The 20705-nt window shown below is 42.7% G+C and carries 15 protein-coding genes; 8 read left to right on the plus strand and 7 right to left on the minus strand.

Annotated elements, in window-relative coordinates; all coding sequences use genetic code 11:
- Positions 1-21: 21 nt before the first annotated feature.
- Together LX73_RS11795 and LX73_RS11800 are read right to left on the minus strand one after the other, a co-directional pair.
- The gene (locus LX73_RS11795; protein ID WP_148899707.1) at positions 22-1116 is read right to left on the minus strand and encodes an efflux RND transporter periplasmic adaptor subunit; all 1095 of its coding nucleotides are present in this window, start codon (positions 1114-1116) and stop codon (positions 22-24) included.
- 45 nt (positions 1117-1161) lie between these two features.
- Complete coding sequence (locus LX73_RS11800) at positions 1162-2529, minus strand: TolC family protein (protein ID WP_170245681.1); 1368 nt, start codon at positions 2527-2529, stop codon at positions 1162-1164.
- Between the two features lie 245 nt (positions 2530-2774).
- On the opposite strand from LX73_RS11800, the gene LX73_RS11805 reads away from it, so the two are divergent.
- The 8 genes from LX73_RS11805 (at position 2775) to LX73_RS11840 (ending at position 15741) form a co-directional block, all read left to right on the plus strand.
- Positions 2775-3575, plus strand: a complete 801-nt coding sequence (locus LX73_RS11805; RefSeq protein WP_148899709.1) for a GntR family transcriptional regulator — start codon at positions 2775-2777, stop codon at positions 3573-3575.
- Between the two features lie 28 nt (positions 3576-3603).
- On the plus strand, positions 3604-3804 hold the full coding sequence (locus LX73_RS11810) for a YgaP family membrane protein (protein WP_148899710.1): 201 nt from the start codon (positions 3604-3606) through the stop codon (positions 3802-3804).
- A 190-nt stretch (positions 3805-3994) separates the two neighbouring features.
- Positions 3995-7195 carry a PAS domain S-box protein gene (locus LX73_RS11815; RefSeq protein ID WP_148899711.1) on the plus strand — a complete coding sequence of 1067 codons (3201 nt, stop codon included), beginning with the start codon at positions 3995-3997 and terminating at the stop codon, positions 7193-7195.
- The gene (locus LX73_RS11820) at positions 7192-7842 is read left to right on the plus strand and encodes a response regulator (protein ID WP_148899712.1); all 651 of its coding nucleotides are present in this window, start codon (positions 7192-7194) and stop codon (positions 7840-7842) included. The genes LX73_RS11815 and LX73_RS11820 overlap by 4 nt, the downstream gene beginning before the upstream one ends.
- Positions 7843-8121: 279 nt before the next feature.
- On the plus strand, positions 8122-8511 hold the full coding sequence (locus LX73_RS11825) for a response regulator (protein WP_148899713.1): 390 nt from the start codon (positions 8122-8124) through the stop codon (positions 8509-8511).
- 111 nt (positions 8512-8622) lie between these two features.
- Positions 8623-10785: a PAS domain-containing sensor histidine kinase gene (locus LX73_RS11830; RefSeq protein WP_170245682.1), complete on the plus strand. Its 2163-nt coding sequence runs from the start codon at positions 8623-8625 to the stop codon at positions 10783-10785.
- 423 nt (positions 10786-11208) lie between these two features.
- Positions 11209-14397 carry a S41 family peptidase gene (locus tag LX73_RS11835; RefSeq protein ID WP_148899715.1) on the plus strand — a complete coding sequence of 1063 codons (3189 nt, stop codon included), beginning with the start codon at positions 11209-11211 and terminating at the stop codon, positions 14395-14397.
- Between the two features lie 303 nt (positions 14398-14700).
- Entirely contained in the window at positions 14701-15741 is a 1041-nt protein-coding gene (locus LX73_RS11840) for a zinc-dependent alcohol dehydrogenase family protein (protein ID WP_148899716.1), read from the plus strand.
- A gap of 211 nt (positions 15742-15952) precedes the next feature.
- On the opposite strand, the gene LX73_RS11845 is transcribed toward LX73_RS11840, so the two are convergent.
- The 5 genes from LX73_RS11845 to LX73_RS11865 form a co-directional block, all read right to left on the minus strand.
- Positions 15953-17158 carry a permease gene (locus LX73_RS11845; RefSeq protein ID WP_148899717.1) on the minus strand — a complete coding sequence of 402 codons (1206 nt, stop codon included), beginning with the start codon at positions 17156-17158 and terminating at the stop codon, positions 15953-15955.
- Between the two features lie 18 nt (positions 17159-17176).
- Positions 17177-17386 (minus strand): SHOCT domain-containing protein, encoded by a 210-nt coding sequence (locus LX73_RS11850; RefSeq protein WP_148899718.1) that lies wholly within the window; start codon positions 17384-17386, stop codon positions 17177-17179.
- Between the two features lie 63 nt (positions 17387-17449).
- Positions 17450-17941: a hypothetical protein gene (locus LX73_RS11855; protein ID WP_148899719.1), complete on the minus strand. Its 492-nt coding sequence runs from the start codon at positions 17939-17941 to the stop codon at positions 17450-17452.
- 134 nt (positions 17942-18075) lie between these two features.
- The gene (locus tag LX73_RS11860) at positions 18076-18834 is read right to left on the minus strand and encodes a copper resistance protein B (RefSeq protein ID WP_246138245.1); all 759 of its coding nucleotides are present in this window, start codon (positions 18832-18834) and stop codon (positions 18076-18078) included.
- A 64-nt stretch (positions 18835-18898) separates the two neighbouring features.
- Positions 18899-20704: a copper resistance system multicopper oxidase gene (locus tag LX73_RS11865; RefSeq protein ID WP_148899721.1), complete on the minus strand. Its 1806-nt coding sequence runs from the start codon at positions 20702-20704 to the stop codon at positions 18899-18901.
- Position 20705: the final 1 nt, after the last annotated feature.

A 20705-nucleotide genomic window follows, 5' to 3' on the forward strand; every position in this document is an offset into this window, starting at 1 on the left:
ATAGCTAATTAATTTCTATTACTACTGTACCGTTACTTTTTGACCCTCAGTAAATGGTCGGTCCACCTGTGCGATATACTGCTCTCCGGGCCCCAATCCAGATAATACTTCTACCTGGCTCCCCGTATAATCTCCCAGCCGAACCCAGCGCAGTACTACTTCAGATTCATTATTAAGCGTGTATAAACCCGTAAGCTGTCCCCGCTCTATAATCGCCGACTGCGGAACCGTAATAGTGCGATTCCTGGCACTCCGTATTGTGACTTCAGCAAACATACCAGACTTCACACCAGAACTTTTATCCAGCTTGGGCAGTGCTACCTCAACAGCAAACTGCCGACTGCCACGGTTACCCGACTGATTGATATTTGTTACAATTCCTTTCGTATTCTGATATCCCACTGCCTTGACATCAACCGAAACCGTATCATTGAGCGTAAATAAAGCAATGTCGCTTTCCGGCACCGTGATGTTGACTTTCAGCATGTTATCCTGTTCAAATGTAATTATGGGTTGCCCGGGAGCTGCCATATCCCCTTCCGAAAACCTCTTTGATACCACATAACCGTCGAAAGGGGCCGTCAGCGTGGTGTATTCGAGCATATCTTCCACCTCCTGAAGCTTACTTTCCAGCGTTTGAACTTTTGCTTTGGCCATCTCGTACTTGGTGGAGATATCATCAAGTTCTTTCTGAGTTGCGCTATTTTGCTCATGCAGCGCTTTAATACGGTTGTAGTTAGTCTCCGTATTTTTGAGTCCTGCTCTTGCTTGAATCAACTGAGCCTGTACCTGATTTTTCTGTGCCTTCAGATTGTCGTCCTTAATGCGAACAAGCACTTTGCCCTTCTTGACAAAATCGCCTTCCTCTACATCGAGTTCCGTAATGCGTCCCATCACTTTTGTACTCATATTGATGCTGCGATCACTTCTTACATTGCCCGAATAGCGATTCATCGTGGCCCCTTGCCCATAATCGGCTTGTTGCGTTACTACGGGAATGGGCTTTTGTTGCTGCAGTTGCGATTCATCAGAAGAACTGCACGATACCCCAAAAATGGTAAGCAATGCCAAAACAGATAATAGCCTGCCTGATTTAGTCATAATCTTATTTTTCATTGTTCTAATTGTTTTAAGTGTTAAAATCGGTTTTCAAAAATTTGGTTAATATGACATTTCTTGCTCCAGCAGCAATTCCAGTGTTGCCAGGCTCAAATTATACTGATACAAAGCGTTGAGTCGCTGCATCTTGCTCTCCAGCAATTTCGTCTCAGCCCGCAGCATCTCGGTCGTCTTTTCCATACCCTGTTCAAAGCGGTTTTTACGAATGCGATAATCTTCAGACGACTGCTCAACAGAAGCCTTTGCAAAAGCTAGTTGCTCTTGCGCCTGATCCAGCGATCGGCGGGCCTGCTTAATTTCCATCTCATTTTTAAAAAGTTGACTTTCGTAGGCCAGTTCAGCCTTCCTGAGCTGCGCTTTTGATTCCATAACTTTGCCTATATTCTCATAACCACTAAACAGATTCCATTTCAGCGTAGCCCCAACCATATAGCTTTCGCCCTGCGTGCCCAACAGTACATCATCATTAAATTCATAGCTGCCGAAAAGATTGACACTGGGCACAAAGTTGAATTTTGACGACCGCAGCATCTCACGGGCCGCCGACATGCGGTACTCCATAGCATCTAACCTGGAGTTTGTTGCATTTTGATAATTGATGTTGCCATTCGAAACGGCAGGATGCATCTGCAGGCTGTCGGTCGCAACAATGGTGAGATCTTCGTCAATATTTAACAGATATCGCAGATTGTCCTGCACCGTCTGTAGCTGGTCTCTTACTTTCGACTGCCGACTTTGCAACTCCAGCATGCGCACTTTGGCCGCCAGATAATCAGCCTTGGTAATCATGCCCTGCTCGTGATAGTTTTGCGCCTGACGTTCATTTTCACGTGCCATTTCCAATGACTTGGTTATTACCTGCAGTTTATTATCCATCAACTGCAACCGGTAATAGGTATCTTTGACCTTATATCGCACATGTTCAACCGTTCCCTGCAACTGTTCTTTTGCTGCCTCGAGCTGCTTCTTCACCGCACGTCGTTGAAAAATTGCATCCGCATTAAACAGGGGCTGCTGGGCCTGAAACTTCGTAGTGAAGTTGTCATACGCATCCGGATCATTTAAGCGCGAGGGATTAAAGTCAGCTTGCGTCACCGCTTCCTGCTTTAACCTAAATCCAAAGACATTAAGCGGATCATTGGTAGAAACACCTGTTGCCTCAACAGAAAGTTGCGGCAAGAATGTAGCGTTAGTCTGCCGATACTGTGATTTTGCTTTTTCCATATCGGCCTCGGCCATGCGCACTTCAAAACTAGCTTTCTTTGTAATATCCAGTGCTTCTTGTAAGCTCATTTCTCTTATTTCCGAAGCCCCTTGCCTGCTCTGCGCTTGCATTGGTTGCGCAAGCACAAGCATTACCATGGCGGCAAGTACCAACGAATACAGCGTACTGTGTTTAAAATTCATCATATGCATTAATTCTTGGTCTATAATTTATCTGACAGTAATATAGCGATGAGAATAATAGTTGTCAATACAAGTTAATACAAATAAGTAATTGGTCGTATAATAATACTCTATACAGTAATATTTGGAATATAAACGGCAAAACATGTAGTACTATTGGCAATATACTTGTATTAACAGGTATTTGTTTTAAGAAATATTTTGATTACTTTTATTACGTTTAAAAAATGATCTAACGCAATGGTATTATGGAACTGAAAGAAGGTACTCCTCTACACAAACAGATTAGTGACTGGTTAAAACAGGAAATTGAATCCGGAGCTTTGACAGAAGATGAGAAATTACCGTCAGAAAACGAGCTGGCTCAAAAGTTTGATGTTAGCAGGGTTACGGTACGTCGTGCACTGCAAACCTTGGAAAACGAACAGCTGATCTATCGATGCCAGGGGCTGGGGTCTTTTGTTACCGATCAGCGCACCCATCAGTCCTTTTCAATTTTAAATGATTTTACCGAAGAGTTAGCAGGCTCGGGCATGAAAGCCAGCTCTAAGGTTCTGTCCTTTGAACATGAGAATATTGAAGGGCGTAATAATCTCATTTCATATCTAGACATCGATAGCCAACAAGTAGCCCTTAAAATTGAACGCATTCGATTAGGAGACAGCAGCCCCATCGCTTATGATATAACCTGGATGCCAATGTTTTACGGGCAACTTATTGAAGGATATGAATTGAAAGATACTACGATTTTTAAAATTCTGGAAGATGAATTTGACATCCCTATAAAGCGTGGGTGTTACCGAATTGAAGCTACGGTGGCAGATGATAAATTAGCCGAACATTTAAAGGTAGAACCTCAAACCCCTCTTTTACAAATCAATCGCATCTCCTATACCATTGGCGACAAACCGGTATATTTTCAAAAACGCTATTACAGGAACGACAAAATGGTTTTTGAATTAATGGCGGAACGACCTTCTGGAGCAAGGAAAGATGAAGAAAGTTTACCGTTTAAAGAATTTACACCGGTCTTCAGAGACCAAAAGTAATCCTAATAACAATGGAGAGGTATCAACTATGAAACAGAATATGGGGAATATTGATCGCATTATTCGAACATTGCTGGCTGTACTTGTCGGTATCCTGTATTACACGGAGGTAATTTCGGGAACTACGGCAGTAATAATGGGCATCATTGCGATCGTTTTTTTACTCACAAGTCTTATAAGTACTTGTCCACTTTATATGCCTTTTGGACTATCAACAAAGAAAAAATAATTTAAAATTTTATCTCAAAGAAAAGGACAATTCGTTAGGGATTGTCCTTTTCTTATTTTAATTAAAGTTCTGCTCTTTATAACATTTTCACAGGTTCACCACTACGGTAAAAAATTTTTTTACCGTTAATAATTCTATTACCATACAATGCTATTGTAATATAAGCGCACAAATAAGGAGAGCAGCTAATTTGACTAACAACGAGTCCAGTATATCGCTTTCTCCGATCAGAATAACGCTTCTCTACCTGATCGTTGCAGGACTGTGGATTATAACCACCGATAGACTTGTTCACTTTTTTATTTCAGATCCGCAATATCTTTCTTCCATCCAAACCTACAAAGGCTGGTTTTATGTAGCCGCCACCTCTCTTGGGTTATTTTATTTACTCAAAAAGTATAAATCTCAGCTTCGTACCAATAATATAAAATTAGAGAACCTGCTTAATGAGCTGCAATCAAAAAAAGAGCTAAAAGATGTCCTTTTTGAGCGCATTCCCGTTTTCATCACGATCTATGACCCTGAGCTACAGTCATTCGAAGTCAACAATGAGTTTCAAAAGGTCATTGGATGGTCAAATGAAGAAATTAAGGAACAAGATATCGATTTACTTGAAGTCTGCTATCCTGACCTTGAAACTCGTGAAGAAGTCGTGGAATTTATAAATAATCCCGGCATAGGCTGGAAAGAATTTACTACGGTCACTAAGTCAGGAGATGAAATTCCCATCTCATGGACAAATATACAACTCACGGACGACACCTCAGTGGGAATTGGAGTTGATATGACTGAAATTAAATCCCAGAGGACCGAAATTCGTGAATCACGTAAACTGCTAAAAAAGATTTTCGAAAGCCTCAAATCAAGCCTCATTGTCGTTGACCCGGAAACAAGAACAATTGAGGACTGTAACAAGGCCACAGAAGAAATTTTCGGCTACCAGTCTTCTGAACTCATAGGCAGTTCTACTCAACTACTGCATGTCAATGAAGAAAGTTATAAAAAGTTTAATGAAATCGGTGAGCAGGCACTAGCCGAAAATGGTGCTTTCCAAACAGAGTTCGAGATGCGCAAGAAAGATGGTTCCGTTTTTTATTCCGACCATACGGTTACCCTAATTCGGGATGAGAACGGAGAGATCGACAAAGCGATCAGTGTAGTTCGTGATATTACTGAACAAAGGAAGTACGAAAAGAAACTGGAAAAACGTCAAAAACGGCTGTTACGATCGCAAGAAATCGGAAAAATTGGAGACTGGGAGTTTGACCTCGAAGCTGACGAAATTCACTGGTCAGAAATGCTTTATAACATATATGAACGTGACCCCAAGTTAGGTCCGCCGAGGTTTGAGCAGCTACAAACCAATTATTATGGTGATGATAGCGAAAAGCACAACCGCTCTGTCCAGAAAGCCATAGAAGATGGGGAATCATATCATATCGATCTGAAGCTGCATACAGAAAAGGACAATGAAAAATACATCAGAGCTATTGGAATCCCCATTAGTGATAAGTCGGGAGAAACAGAAAAATTACTAGGAGTTGTACAGGATATTACTGACCGCAAAACAACTGAAATTGAACTCGAGAGGCGCAATAAGTTTATTGAAATTACGCTCGAAAACCTACCTATCGGCGTTGCCGTCAACACTATTGATAGTGGTAAGGTAACCTTTATAAATGATAAGTTTTCGGAAATTTACGGGTGGCCTAAAGAAATATTAACAGATGTAGATAGCTTCTTTGAACATGTCTATCCAGATGAAGAAAATCGATCCCAAGTAAAAGAAGAAGTCTTGACCGATATGCAAAGCGGCGACCCCAGTCGTATGCATTGGGAAAATATTCCTATTACCACGCAAGACGGTCAACAACGAGTGGTAAACAATCGCGCTATACCGTTATACGACCAAAACTTGACAATCTCTACCGTTATAGATGTTTCTGAACAGCACCAGCTGAAAGAGGAGCTTCAAAAAGAAAAGCAGCGATTTAAACTTGTGGCCCATACCACGAGCGATATTATCTGGGATCTTGACTTCACAACCGAGGAGTTATGGTGGAGCGAAGGCTTTGAAGAAATAGTGGGATACGAGCCTCAGAGTCCCAAAGAAAATTATCAACAATGGATTGAATACATACATCCCGATGATAAACAGGAAATTACAGAAAGCTCGGAGAAGATTCTCAACTCTGGGGCCCAGAAATGGGAAGAAGAATATCGCATTATTAAAGCAGACGGCTCGATTGCACACATGATTGATCGTGCCATTATTATTCGAGATGATGACGGCGAAGCAATCCGCATGGTGGGTACCATGAATGACATTACAGACAAAAAAGAAGCCCAGAAAAAGCTGCGCGAATCCGAAGAAAAATATCGGCACATTTTTAAAGATAATCCCGAGCCGATGTGGATTTATAATCCTGATACACTGGAATTTATAGAAGTAAACCAGGCCGCTGTTGAACACTATGGATATACGGAAGAGGAATTTTTAGGCATGACACTGGCCGATATTCGTCCCCCAAAAGATATTGAAGCCATGAAACAAGCTGTACAGCAATATCAGGGACAAAACTCATACTCTGAAGAATGGGTCCATCTTAAAAAGGACGGTAGCAAAATCAATGTAGAGTTGTCGATCTCGAATGTTAAATACAAGGGAAACAACTTTCGGCTGGTACTTGTAAACGACGTAACAGAACAAAAACGTGTACAAGAGAAAATGATTCAATCAGTTATTGAAGGAGAAAACCGAGAACGCAAACGGATTGCTCATGAACTGCATGACGGGCTGGGGCAATACCTGGTAGCTGCCAACATGAATTTTGAATCCGTCAAAAACAACCTTGGCCAGCTGGAACACAAGCGGCAAAACCAATTTAAGATGGGCATGTCACTACTAAAAAATGCACTTTCTGAAACCCGAAGTATCTCTTACAATTTAATGCCCAAAGCCATTGCTGATTTTGGTCTTGCAACTGCTCTAAAAAATATGGTGCAGGATTTTAGAAAGAGTACAGATATTGAGTTTCAATTTGATTATAACTGTGATGAGCTGCGATTAAAAGACCAGGCCGAAATCAACATCTATCGTATCTTCCAGGAAATCACCTCAAACTCCGTTCGACATGCCGAATGCACCAAAATTACTATGAAATTGCAACTAAAAGAAGATTCACTTAATATTGTAATCAGTGACAATGGAATTGGTGCAGAGCTCAACGACCAACAAAAGGGATCTGGATTAGGGCTACGGGGAATTAAGATGCGCGTAAGTAACTTAGGAGGATCACTCAGCATAGACACAAAACCCGGTAAAGGGATGAAAACTGTTATCAAGATCCCAAACATTCAGCGTTTGGCAACTAATGGAGAAGAGATATGACGGAAATTCAAATATTATTGACTGACGATCATGACATTGTTCGTGACGGCATCCGGGCACTGCTCGAAGATGAAATAGGTTTTGCTATTGCGGCAGAAGCGTCGAATGGAGCTGAAGCCGTTGAAACCTGCAATAACACTGATATTGATCTTGCAATAATGGATATCAGCATGCCCAAGATGGACGGCATTGAAGCCACCAGGCAAATCAAGAACGAACATCCCGATATAAAAGTACTGGCACTCACCATGATGGGCGAAGACCAACACATTAGACAAATGATTGAGGCCGGTGCATCAGGATATATCCTTAAAAGTTCGGATCAAATTGAGCTAATTGATGCCATAACCAGCATCCTTAACGGGCAACACTATTTTAGCAATGATGCTTCGCAAAGTGTTATGATGGATCTGGTTGAAAGTGAACCTTCCGAAGATGCTGATCCCACCAATATTACGGACAGAGAGCGCGAAGTACTGGAACTTATTGTGGATGAGCATACCAACCAGCAAATTGCTGAAGAGCTGTATATAAGCGTACGTACCGTAGATTCTCATCGGCGAAATCTACTGCAAAAAACAGGTGCAAAAAACACAGCCGGTCTTGTTACTTATGCTATCAAAAATAATCTGGTTGATATTACATAGTAGTTTCTCAACGTTTTATAATAACAAGGAGTGGCAAAGCATTACGAATAGAGTAAATACAACACGGAATTCCTATCCATATATAATCTGCCATGCTCTGGATCCACGAAGCTCGCGATGGTAGTTTATTAATTGATGTAGCTTTGTAAAACTATTTATCAATAAACTACTGATCAGCTACTAGGTGTTTTTACTTACTGAAATTTACGCCTATTACTCCATATCCATATACCCTGTTTTATAATACATTACATAAAATCATCACAGGGGCAGTATCTTATGGATATATTATTATTAGGAAAATATACGTTTATCACCCAAACGATTGCGCAGATGTTAAACTCTGCTGAGGAGTGGAATTTAAAACGTCGATACTCAACGGATGACTTGGACACAATAAACGATCCTAGTTTCGACTGTGATATTGTCCTGTTGCATATCTCTGACTATCGCACTTCCTCCGAACTACTGATAAAAAAAGTTACTTCCCAGCTTGACTCCGTGCCCCTACTTGTTTTGGGGCAATATGACGACGACCTGCTTATCGAGCCGTTAATCGAAGCAGGCGCCTCCGGGTATTTACAAAACGGCAGCTCCGAGAGTAAACTACAAAAGGCGGTTAAAGCTGTAGTATCGAATGAACAATATATTAGTACGGAATTCACCTAATTTTTCTTCCGTATTTTTAGGGATTATAAATTTACGCTTTTCACGTCTTACAACTTTGCGTTGAATTGATAATTATATCCCTCCGCAATTGTCAATCAACCAACTATGTCAATGAACACTACCAATCCCGTTAATCTTGACCTGTCTTCTAATCTCGCTGATAACCTGTCTGCGCATATAGCAATTATTAATGATGAAGGTATTATCATTGATACCAATGCTGCATGGTCTGCTTTTGACCAAAACTGTCAAATAGCACGTCCAGAAACTGATAGTAACTATTTTAAAATGTTACAGCAGGCTGTTGAAATGGGCAATGACTATGCTTTGAAGCTCATATTAGGCATTAAAAAAGTATTTCGCGGTGAACAAGAAGCATTTAGCCTTACCTATCCGGTGCTTAAAACCGAGGAGTCGTTGTGGTTTAAGGTTACAATACAGTCCTGCAACGAAAAAGAGCAAGTAATCATCATCCAAGAAGATGTTAGCTCGAGCATTGATGACCAGAAAGGTAAAGATCGCTATCAAATGCAGTTTGAGCAAAGTATGGACGGCATCCTCATTACCGATGCCCAAGGACAGGTCGTGGATGCTAATCCTGCGGCAAGCCGAATCTTGGGCTGGAGTGTTGAAGAACTCAAAAATTGCACGCGCAGTGATATTATGGATGTCCAAGACCCAAAATATCGGCAGGCGTTAGAAGATCGCAAGAAAAGCGGCACCTACCAGCTTGATATGAATTTAAACTGTGAATCAGGAAACCAAATTCCTGCTGAAGTTTCTTCGCGTTTCTTTCGTAACAAAAGTGGTAATTTACGTGCCGTTGTAAGCTTCCGGGATATTAGTCTTCGCAAGCAGGCAGAACGCAACTTGGGTAAAACCAAGCAGTTTACCGAATCAGCCTTAAATAGCATTCCGGGCATCTTTTTTGTACTTAACCGCGATGAACAACTAGTTCGGTGGAATAGCAATATGATTGATAGCCTAGGTTATAAAGAAGAGGAGCTTGCTGATATTACAGAACTGGATTTTATCGTAGATGATCAACGTGAAAAGATGCACTCAAAGATTAAGGAGTGTCTCGAAAACGGTAAAACCTCAGTTGAAATAAAAGTGCACACCAAAGACGGCACTATTAAAGACTTTGCCATACAGGCTAACCGATTTAAGGAAGATGACAAATTATACCTCGTTTGCACAGGCATCGATATTACCAAAGCAAAGCAAGTTGAACATGAAAACCGCAAAAATGAACTCATGCTGCAACAGCTTTTTGATAATTCACCTGTTGGCATTGCCATTGTTGACAATGAAAATAAGATTCAACGTGTAAACGATAATTTTGAAGAGATCTTCGGCTATTCCAAAGAAGAAGCAGAAAAACAGGATATTAACAAACTACTTGCTCCTGAAGATAAAATTGAAGAGGCAGAGGCACTTTCTATGGCTACCCGATCTGGAGAAAGCCTTAAGGCCGAGACGATACGAACCGACAAAAACGATGAAGAAGTACCGGTATTAATCGGTAGTGTACCTGTGGAGCTTAAAGACGAAATTATTGCTATATATGGCCTCTATGTAGACATTTCGCAGCAACACCATTACCAGCAAGAGATCAAAAAATCACTGAACGAAAAAGAAACAATTCTCGCTGAGCTGCATCACCGGGTGAAAAATAACCTGGCACTAATAGCAGGCATGATTGACCTTCAGCTTTTCGAATCTGAAGACGGTCACCACCAGAAAGAGCTTACCGACATCAAAAAGCGTATTCAAACTATTGCGTCTATCCACGAAGTGCTTTACGAAAACGGTAATCTCAGTAATATTCCGTTTAATATTTTCCTTGATCACATTATGAAAACGGATGCTATACAGGAACATATTGATAGTAATGACACGGTAATTAATATCGACTCTCCGGAAATTTCGTTAGATATTAATCAATCTATCCCCTGCGGATTGTTTTTGAACGAGATACTTTCCCTTATTTTTGAATTTACGGACTCCTCATCCAAAAATGTATTAGATATCAGACTCAGAGAGTATGACAAACAAATTCACCTGGCTGTCGAAACGGATCATCCGATGAATACGGAAGCAATTAAAAACCATCAGTCACTGCATAGAATTCTCGTTGACACACTGGTCGATCAACTGAATGGTACGCTATTGTGGCCAAATTCTGAGCAAGATGATAATCAAAAATTTGAGTTCATTTTCACCAAGAAAAAATACCAGGGACCGGCACAAGAAATTATTGGCAAAAACTAAGCAAGGACGGCAAGAACCAACCATATAATTATTGAAATAACTGCTCTCTACTACGGTGAGGACAGTTCCTGACGGAACTGTCCTTTTTAATTTGGTGTACTATCTTCAAAAAAGTTGATCCAAAGCTACAGCCTGTACTATTTCATTTCATTATTTATGTCCTTTCACTTTTTAAAACAGAAGAACTCTCCTATGATTCAGACCAAGATTGGATATTTAGATCAGTTCTGATGGCATCTGTTGTTGCAGAAGAAACGAATCCGGGCAGTTTTTCTTTTTATTGGACCAGCTCAAACTTTTTTGCTTATCTCTGTAATCTCTTGCATACTTTGGTGTACGTTTTGATAGAGGAGTATTTATAAACTCATTATCGGTGGTACCGTTTTCTCGACATTTCAAATTCCGTATCTAATACGCCATATTATGAAAAAAATATTATTCATCTTAAGTATATTTACGTTTGCAATAGTTACCACAAATCAAGCTCAGCCCGACAATCCCTTTGCACGATTTCCGGCCATTAGTCCTGATGGGGCAACTATTGCCTATTCGTACCAGGGAGACATCTGGACCGTACCAAGTAACGGTGGACAAGCCCAACGCCTTACCATCCATGAAGCTTACGAAGCACGTCCACAGTGGAGTAACGACGGAGAGCAAATTGCCTTTACCAGTGACCGCCACGGCAATGATGATATTTTCGTCATGGAAGCCAACGGCAGCAAAATAAAGCGCCTTACTTACCACTCTACTTCTGACCAGCTTACCGGATGGACACCAAACGATAACCTAATCTTTACCACCGAGCGATTATTTAACCAAATAGAATGGGAGCCTGAAATTCATACTGTATCTGCCCAAGGCAGCACTCCCGAACGTTTTTTTGATTCTTTTGGCATGATGGCGGTAATGTCTCCCAATGGACGCTACCTCGTATTTGTCCGTGGATACAACAAAGAATATCGTAAACGATACCGAGGACCAGCCAATAAAAATCTGTGGGTATATGATACGCAAGACAACAGCTATCAGCAGCTTACTGATTTTAAAGGCAATGATATGTATCCACGATTTGCCGATAATAACACACTCTACTTTTTGAGTGAACGCAGCGGTGCTCACAACATCTACAAAGCAAGTCTTACTAACAATGGTACATTGGGCCGTTCCCCACAGCAGCTGACCAATATAAAGAATGATGGCATCCGATATTTTGACGTGAGCAGTAATGGAAACCGCATCGTTTTTGAACGAAAATCGGGGCTCTACACCATGAATACCCAAAGCGGATCCACTAAACAGCTGTCAATAAACGTTACGGCAGATGATCGTTATTACACGGTAGAACGGAAATCTTTTTCGGGAAATGCAGCAGAATTCGCTGTTTCACCCAGTGGCGACTGGCTGGCTTTTGTACTACAGGGCGAAATTTTTGTAAAACATAATGACCCGTCCAAGAAACGTTCGGTGCAAGTAACCAAGCACTCTTATAGAGACCGCGACGTGGCTTTTCTCAATGACTCTACGCTCATTTTTGCAAGTGATCGCAACGGTCAATATGATCTTTATGCTGTACAACCATTGCAAAAAAATAACCATAACCTTTTTGAGAGCCTGCAGTTTAAAACAAAACGGCTTACTTCTACGGATGCCGCCGAGCGAAATCCGGTAGTCTCACCCGATGGAGAAAAAATTGCATTTAATCGGGGCCGTGGCCAACTGGTGGTATCAGAAATTAATGGGCGTGATGCTCTGGGCAAAAAAACACTGCTGCGCGACACCGGCTGGGCGCAGGCCGCAGATGTAGCCTGGAGCCCCGACAGTAAGTGGCTGGCCTACTCTATGCCCGACCTCAATTTTAATCATGAAATTTATATTCAACCGGCCAACAACAGCAAAAAGGCTGTTAACATTAGCAAACATCCCCGGCCGGATTCCAACCCTGTTTGGAGTCCTGATGGCAGCAAGTTGGCCTTTCTATCGAACCGCAACAACGGTAATGATGATGTGTGGTTCGCTTGGCTCAACCGACGTGACTGGCAGCGCACACAGCTTGAGTGGGATAAAAGCGAAAAGCCCGAAGTGGTATCCCCTGAAGATACGGTCGGTACCAAAGTGGACATTGACTTTGATGGACTTTATAAACGTTTGCAGCAGGTTACTGCTATGCCCGGTGATGAATCTGACATCGCTGTTTCCAAAGATGGGCAAACGTTTTATTTCGTCGGCAATGACGCCGATCAAGATCTGTACAAAGCGAAGTGGGACGGCACTGATATTACTGCCTTAACAGAAGGCGGCAAAAGTCCATACAACATACGTCTTAATGCCAACCTTAATGCTCTTTACCTGATGCAGCGGGGAGGACAAATTGGGCGGTTCAACCTTAAAAATGATCAGCTTGAACCACTGCCCTTCAGCGCCAAAATGGAAATAAATCATGAAGAACAACGGAAGCAAATTTTTAAGGAAACCTGGCGCAAGCTGAATGTCAACTTTTACGATCCTAACTTCCACGGCCAAAATTGGAAACAACTGCGCAAAAAGTATAAACCGTGGGCACTGCAAGCATCCTCTGATCGTGATTTCAAAGATGTTATGAATATGATGCTCGGCGAACTCAATTCCAGCCATATGGGATTTTATGGATCGAACCGCACCAAAACACAAAACGTTCAAACCGGTCTTTTGGGAACAGAAGTAAAGCCCGTTTCTAACGGTGTTGAAATTACAAGCGTTGTCCCTAATTCTCCTGCAGATCGCGAAATGAGTACACTTAATGTTGGAGATATTATCACTGCTGTTGACGGAACGGCGGTAGATGAAACCGACAATTTTTACAGCTTGTTAACGGAACAAGTCCACACTCCTACCCTACTGCAGGTTGAAAATACGAAAGGGGAATCTCGTGAAGTCGTCATTGAACCAACAGATGACCTCAGTGATCAGCTCTACAATCAGTGGGTCGAAAAGCGAAAATCACTTACGGACAAATATTCCGACGGGCAACTGGGTTATATCCACGTAGAGGGGATGAACTGGCCCAGCTTCGAACGCTTTGAACGCGAGCTTGTAGCCACCGGCGAAGACAAAAAGGGTATTGTCATTGATGTGCGATACAACGGCGGCGGCTGGACAACAGACTACCTGCTGACTGTACTACAATATAAGCAACATGCTTACACCATACCACGCGGTGCTACCTCGAACCTCGAAAAGAACAAAACAAAATTTCGAAGCCACTATCCGTTCGGCGAACGTCTACCGCTTTCCAGCTGGACCAACAACTCCATTACACTGGCCAACCAAAACAGCTATTCTAACGCCGAGATTTTTTCTCATGCCTATAAGCAACTGGGGCTCGGTACACTAGTTGGCAAACCTACCTTTGGAGCTGTTATTTCAACCGGAGGAGCGGGACTCATGGGCGGATCATACGTGCGATTACCCTTTCGTGGATGGTATGTAAAAGCCACAGACAAAAATATGGAGCACGGTCCTGCTGTTCCTGATATCGAAGTAGGAAATGCTCCTGACTATCGGGATAAAGGAGATGCGCAGCTTAAACGCGCCGTTGATGAGTTACTTAAACAAATAGAAAATAACGACTAGACGTTAGTATCATTATGATTCGAGGCACTGTTTAAGATCGACAGTGCCTTTTTAGTTATGAATTTTTTGTCGTTGCATTTCTGCGAATCTTACCTAACCTGCTGTTGCACTACTGCAACAGGTATCCAACATAACCAACTTCTGCTTCCCAAAAACTCCTCTTAACAGCTATCAAAACCGTTATTTGGAGAAGGTTATTTGTGGTACAAAAATTGCATTATTCCTTACTGTAGTAGTTAATAACGACATTCCGCAAATACATTGCGCAGATGTTCTCCAACTAAAATAAATTAGAGGTCTGTTATGAAAGCACTCGTCTATCACGGTCCCGGAAATCGCGCATACGAAGAAAAACCTAAACCACAAGTTCAAGATACGACTGACGCCGTCGTCAAAATAACAAAAACAACAATCTGTGGAACCGACCTCCACATTATGAAAGGAGATGTCCCTACTGTGACTGACGGACGTACACTTGGTCATGAGGGCGTCGGTATTATTGAAGAGGTTGGTGAAGGCGTCTCCAATTTTAAAAAAGGAGATCCTGTTCTAATCAGTTGTATAACCGCCTGCGGCAAGTGCGATAACTGTAAAAAACAAATGTATTCGCACTGCGAAAATGGAGGATGGATTCTCGGTAATACTATTGACGGTACGCAAGCCGAATACGTACGTATTCCATATGCAGATACCAGCTTGTACCATATCCCTGAAGGAGCTGATAAGGAAGCGTTGGTAATGTTAAGTGATATTTTACCAACTGGTTTTGAAGTTGGTGTACTCAACGGTAAAGTTAAACCGGGCGATGTAGTTGCCATTGTAGGGGCTGGTCCCATTGGACTGGCAGCCTTGCTGACGGCCCAATTCTATTCTCCGGCTGAAATTATCATGGTAGACCTGGATGACAACCGACTGGAGGCTTCCAAAGAATTTGGAGCCACTAAAACGGTTAACAGCAGCGATGGCAATGCCATTGACAAGATCATGGAGTTAACTAATAACAAAGGCGTTGATGTTTCGATTGAAGCGGTGGGTATTCCCACAACTTTTGACATTTGTCAGAACATCATCAAAGCTGGCGGACATATTGCCAATGTAGGCGTTCACGGGCAAAGTGTGGATCTAAAACTGGAAGAGCTCTGGGTCCATAACATTACCATGACTACTGGGCTAGTTGACACCTATACTATCCCGATGTTAATGAAAACCCTTGATTCTGGGCAGCTTGAACCGGAACAACTAATCACCCATCACTTTGAACTAGACAATATCATGGAGGCCTACGACACCTTTGGCAATGCGGCCGAAGAAAAAGCACTAAAAATCATTCTTGAGAATAAATAACCATCTATCAATAGCAAGAGATTAAATTCTCTCACTAAGATAGACTTCTTTCAAGCATAATAGTGGTAAAAAGTAATAATAAAGTCCGTCGGATTATCCCGACGGACTTTATTTATATCTACAGTCTATGCTCTTTCTATATTTACACATCTTAGGATTTACAGCTACCTCTACTGTATAAAACGTCTTCAAGAGGTCATCTGCCTATAAACTAGATTGCTGGCATCAAAAAGGTAACGCACCCACCGACGAGTATAGCAATAAACAAATACACCGCGGCTTTCTTAATCTTGCCACCACCTTCCATATCCATCATCTTCATTTCATGCTCCTGAATATATTTTTTGTGAAGCCAGACTAACCCACCGGCAAGCCACACAAATCCGAGATTCATCCAGAAGGTATAGTCAATTTTAAACTGCGTGATCTCCGATACTACGCGGCGGCTTTCCGGTACAATATCCAAGAATGAGAATAAACCGTTCAGGATCAAGGCCGTTAGTACAATACTTACAAACATGACCGCGGCAATATACAATGCCACCCGCCAGCCATAATATTTGGCATTAATGTGCACTAACGGTGGGACCATCAGATCGGAATAGATGAAACCCATAATACCGGCAAAGAGTACCCCATTTTCATTGAGTACTGTTGCCAGCGGAATGTTACCCATCGATCCAATGAAGGTGGAGGCAGCCACGAAGGGAGCAATAGCAGCATTTTCCAACGTTACAAGCCAGTTGGGCAAGTGCTGGGCATCAGCCAAGAACAACGTCGACCAAAACGATTCGGGCACCAGTACGGCTACAAAGCCGGCAATAGTAAATCCGATCAGGATATCCTCCCAGGCCATTTTCCAGTCATTGACAAATTTATGTCCGGCCAACTGCCATCCTTCCCTGCTTGTGATGCGTTCTTTCCAGTCAAAATCTTCCGTCAGCCCGTCTCCTTCACTCTCTACTTTTTCACGAGCCGCCTGCAGCCAGCTTTCGGGATAGGTCCATTTGATGAGCAAGCTACTTATAGCAATGAGTACAAGCCCGCCAATTATTTCGGCTGCCAAAAACTGCCAACCCAGAAAAATCATAATCAGAATACCCAGCTCGATAACCAGATTAGTAGAGGCAAACATAAAGGCCACAGCTGCAATAAAATGGGCACCTTTTTTTACTAAAGACCGTGCAGCCGCAAGCGCGGCAAAAGAACAAGATGAGGAAGCAGCACCAAAAAATGTGGACAGAGAGATACTTTTAAAATCTCCCTTACCCATATATTTAGTAAGCTCTTTCTTGGGGACAAAGGCCTGGATCATTCCGCTCACAAAATAGCCAAGCACAAATGCCCAGCCGGACTTCCAGAAGAAACCGAGGGCTGTTTTGGCTGACTCACCATAAAGTTGCAAATATTGCTCCATAAGTTTGGATCCTGGCTTTTAGTCCTGCAATTCCTTTTTCTTTTCCCGGAATTCCTCTTTACTGATTTCGCCTTTCGCATAACGTTCTTTCAGAATATCGAGGGCCGATTTATGCGGATCTGTGGTTCTGGAGGGTGTTAAATAACGAACTATCAAAACAATAGCTGCTATGATTATGACCCACCAAAGAATCATCCAACCACCGCCCATTCCATTAAACATATGCATAATAATTACACTTAATTTCGAAATTAACAACCATCCCGAGCAAAATCCGGGCTGGTTTAATTATTAATCGTGATGTTCTTGATGACTATTACCTTTCTTGCCATCTTTTTTATTCATCATTCCTTGACTATTCATCTTGTTGCCTTGCATCATCTGCATACACATGATATGCATTCTCATCATAGATGAATCACCCATCATGTTCATCATTTTGGAGTGATCCATATTACCATCCATCATAGCCTGCATCATTTCCATGTGCTTTTGCATGCGTTGCTTCATCTGGGGGTTATTCATCATCTTTTGCATATGTCCCATCATCATGGTGCTGTCCATATTCATCGATCCCATCATGTGCTGCATCATTTGCTTGCGCATTCGGGGATTTTGTGCCATATGCTGTACCATCATGGCCCGCATGGTGGAATCCTGCATTATTTGTTCCATCTGTTGTTTTTTCTGGCTCATATCTTTGTTCGTTTGCTGAGCAAAACCGGAGTTTCCCAACAGCATAAAAGAAAACATGAGCGCAAATGTTGTGAGTAATCGTTTCATAGTAATCACTTTAGTTTTAGGATTTATTGTAAACAAAACTATTAGTTAGTAGTCATAATAAGGGTTGAAGTTGCAGGTTGTGTTACAAAATTATGGTTAATTATTGCATTATTTTATCATCCGGTCATAATTCATCAAAACCACATGCGAACACCGCCCAGCAAACTTAGCTTATTGACGTGGCCGCTTCCAGCACGTGCCATATCAGCGGTTTCGCCCAGCTTGCGTTCCCAGTTGATACCGATGTAGGGAGCAAATTCCCGCGCAAACTCATAGCGAAGCCGGAAGCCAAGTCCAACATTTTTAAAACCAGAGCCGACACCCCATTCCGGGACATCCTGCAGGGCGACACTCGTTTCGAAAATTGGCTGACCGATCAGTCGCTGGGTAAATAACAGATCATACTCAGCTTCCACTGAGGCAGAAATATCACCGTTTCCACTAATAAACATCCCTCCATCAACATGGAAGAAATAAGGAGCCATACCTTGCAGGCCAATTACCGCAAAGCCTCTGGACTTGTTGCCTCCACCTTCATAGGCTAAGTCGTAGCGAATACCTCCCTGAATATTAAAGTAAGGACCAATAGCACGGCTGTATAAGCCCTGGAACTCCATTTCGGCTTCCCTTTCGGTGGTTAACGCTTCTCCATGGGATTTAAACCAGAATTTATTCAGGTCCTTGCCCACATAGCCCTGCACTTCCCACATGATGGGATTTATGCCAGGCACACTACGATACTCCAATTTTTCAGCAATCAGATAGCCATAGGATTGGTCGTCCATCATCAGATCGTTACTGAACTCAGGTGCTTTTTGAGCAAAAGCTGAGCTGCTGGTGATTACAATAAAAGCAAAAGCAGTAAGAACAAATGTTGATGCGCGTTTAGTCATGGTCATTATCATGCAAATTTGTAAGTCAAAATAGAATTCGTTTGTAAAGGCTTCTTGGATCTATTTACGAGTAATCCTGTCCGTAAATACTACCATCCTCATCGGCCACTTGGACGACACGGAACATTCCGCGCTCCATGTGATAAAGGATGTGACAATGGAATGCCCATCGCCCTTTGTCACGTGGTGTAATGAGGGCTGAAATGCGCTGTGCCGGTTGTACGAGCAGGGTATGTTGTCGAGGATTGTACTGCCCATTGCCGTTTTCCAGCTCCATCCACATACCGTGCAGGTGAATGGGGTGTTCCATCATGGTATCGTTAATCAGCGTGAGACGGAGTCGTTCGTTATGCTTAAACTCAATGGGACCATCTACCTGGTGAAATTGCTTACCGTCGAACGACCACATATAGCGCTCCATGTTGCCGGTCAGATGGAGTTCCACGTCACGCTGCGCATCACGTTTGTCTTTATTAGGACGCAGGCTCTTCAAGTCGTTATATACCAATACTTTTCGTCCGTCATTGCCAAGGCCGATACCGGGTTCGTCCAGCCGATCAAACTGGTTTTGGGCAATAGCTGCTGCGCCGGGACCGTGCTCATCAGGACCATGTTTGGCGGGAAACTTACTATCTTTGGACATATCCATGTTTTTATGATCCATATCTTCATGACCCATGTTTTTCATGTCATCGTCTTTCATATTCATACCATCCATATCCATGGCAGCCATATTCATACCCATGTCTTTCATATCACGCTTTGGGCGGGAACGAAGTTCAGGTACGGGAGCGGACATACCTTTGCGGGGGGCAAGCGTACCGCGGGCATAGCCGCTGCGATCCAGTGATTCGGCGAAAATGGTATAGGGTTTTTCTTCTTTCGGTTCAACAATCACGTCGTATGTCTCAGCAATACCGATGCGAAACTCATCAATAGGCACTGGCTCTACATTTTGGCCGTCGGCTTGCACCACGGTCATCTCCAGGCCGGGAATGCGAATATCAAAAGCCGTTGTACCCGCTGAGGCATTGATAAATCGCAGCCGCACTTTTTCGCCTTTCTTAAACAAGGCATTCCAGTTGGAATCCGGACCACGTCCGTTCATTAGATAAGTATAGGTGGCACCAGTAACATCGAGCAGATCAGTTGCACTCATGCGCATCTTGCCAAAAGAAAGGTAATCCTTGATTGTATCCCCCAGCCCATTTTCTTTTGTATCCTTGAAAAATTCTCCAAGCGTTCGCTTCTGGTAATTGTAATAACCCTCCATTTTTATGTTATTCGCCAACACGTCGTGGGGATCTTCGAAAGTCCAGTCGGAAAGCACGATCGGATATTCGCGATCATATTCAACCGGATCTTCATCAGCCGGGTCAATAATCAGTGGCCCGTAGTGGCCCAACTGCTCTTGCAAGCCCGAATGGCTATGGTACCAATACGTTCCATTTTGCCGTACCGGATACCGGTACTCAAAGGTTTCGCCGGGAGCAATACCGTCAAAGCTGACACCGGGGACGCCGTCCATCTGGAAAGGCAACAGGATTCCGTGCCAGTGGATCGAAGTCGTATCTTCCAGCTCGTTGGTAACCCGAAGCATCACATCTTCTCCTTCCTGTAAGCGGATAGCAGGTCCAGGTACTGTACCATTAATACCAATGGCTTCGCCTTGTTTCCCATCAATTTTATGAGGCATCTTACCAATGGTTAAATCAATAATATTATCAGGACCTTCGGGAGTGAGCAGCTCTCGATTGCCAAAACCTGCAAAAGCATAAGTCGGCAAAATAGCACTTGCACCTGCCATAGCAGCTAATGAAGCGGTATAACGAAGAAATTTTCGTCGCGTTATATTGTTATCGTTTTTCATA

This window comes from Fodinibius salinus, from assembly GCF_008124865.1.
Lineage (GTDB): Bacteria > Bacteroidota > Rhodothermia > Balneolales > Balneolaceae > Fodinibius > Fodinibius salinus.

Bases quoted from the DNA above. Each gene is read 5' to 3' on its own strand.
- LX73_RS11820 (WP_148899712.1), top strand. From the start codon at position 7,192: ATGACGGAAATTCAAATATTATTGACTGACGATCATGACATTGTTCGT.
- LX73_RS11855 (WP_148899719.1), bottom strand. From the start codon at position 17,941: ATGAAACGATTACTCACAACATTTGCGCTCATGTTTTCTTTTATGCTG.
- LX73_RS11830 (WP_170245682.1), top strand. From the start codon at position 8,623: ATGAACACTACCAATCCCGTTAATCTTGACCTGTCTTCTAATCTCGCT.
- LX73_RS11840 (WP_148899716.1), top strand. From the start codon at position 14,701: ATGAAAGCACTCGTCTATCACGGTCCCGGAAATCGCGCATACGAAGAA.
- LX73_RS11825 (WP_148899713.1), top strand. From the start codon at position 8,122: ATGGATATATTATTATTAGGAAAATATACGTTTATCACCCAAACGATT.
- LX73_RS11805 (WP_148899709.1), top strand. From the start codon at position 2,775: ATGGAACTGAAAGAAGGTACTCCTCTACACAAACAGATTAGTGACTGG.
- LX73_RS11800 (WP_170245681.1), bottom strand. From the start codon at position 2,529: ATGATGAATTTTAAACACAGTACGCTGTATTCGTTGGTACTTGCCGCC.
- LX73_RS11835 (WP_148899715.1), top strand. From the start codon at position 11,209: ATGAAAAAAATATTATTCATCTTAAGTATATTTACGTTTGCAATAGTT.
- LX73_RS11865 (WP_148899721.1), bottom strand. From the start codon at position 20,704: ATGAAAAACGATAACAATATAACGCGACGAAAATTTCTTCGTTATACC.
- LX73_RS11850 (WP_148899718.1), bottom strand. From the start codon at position 17,386: ATGCATATGTTTAATGGAATGGGCGGTGGTTGGATGATTCTTTGGTGG.
- LX73_RS11860 (WP_246138245.1), bottom strand. From the start codon at position 18,834: ATGACTAAACGCGCATCAACATTTGTTCTTACTGCTTTTGCTTTTATT.
- LX73_RS11845 (WP_148899717.1), bottom strand. From the start codon at position 17,158: ATGGAGCAATATTTGCAACTTTATGGTGAGTCAGCCAAAACAGCCCTC.
- LX73_RS11795 (WP_148899707.1), bottom strand. From the start codon at position 1,116: ATGAAAAATAAGATTATGACTAAATCAGGCAGGCTATTATCTGTTTTG.
- LX73_RS11810 (WP_148899710.1), top strand. From the start codon at position 3,604: ATGAAACAGAATATGGGGAATATTGATCGCATTATTCGAACATTGCTG.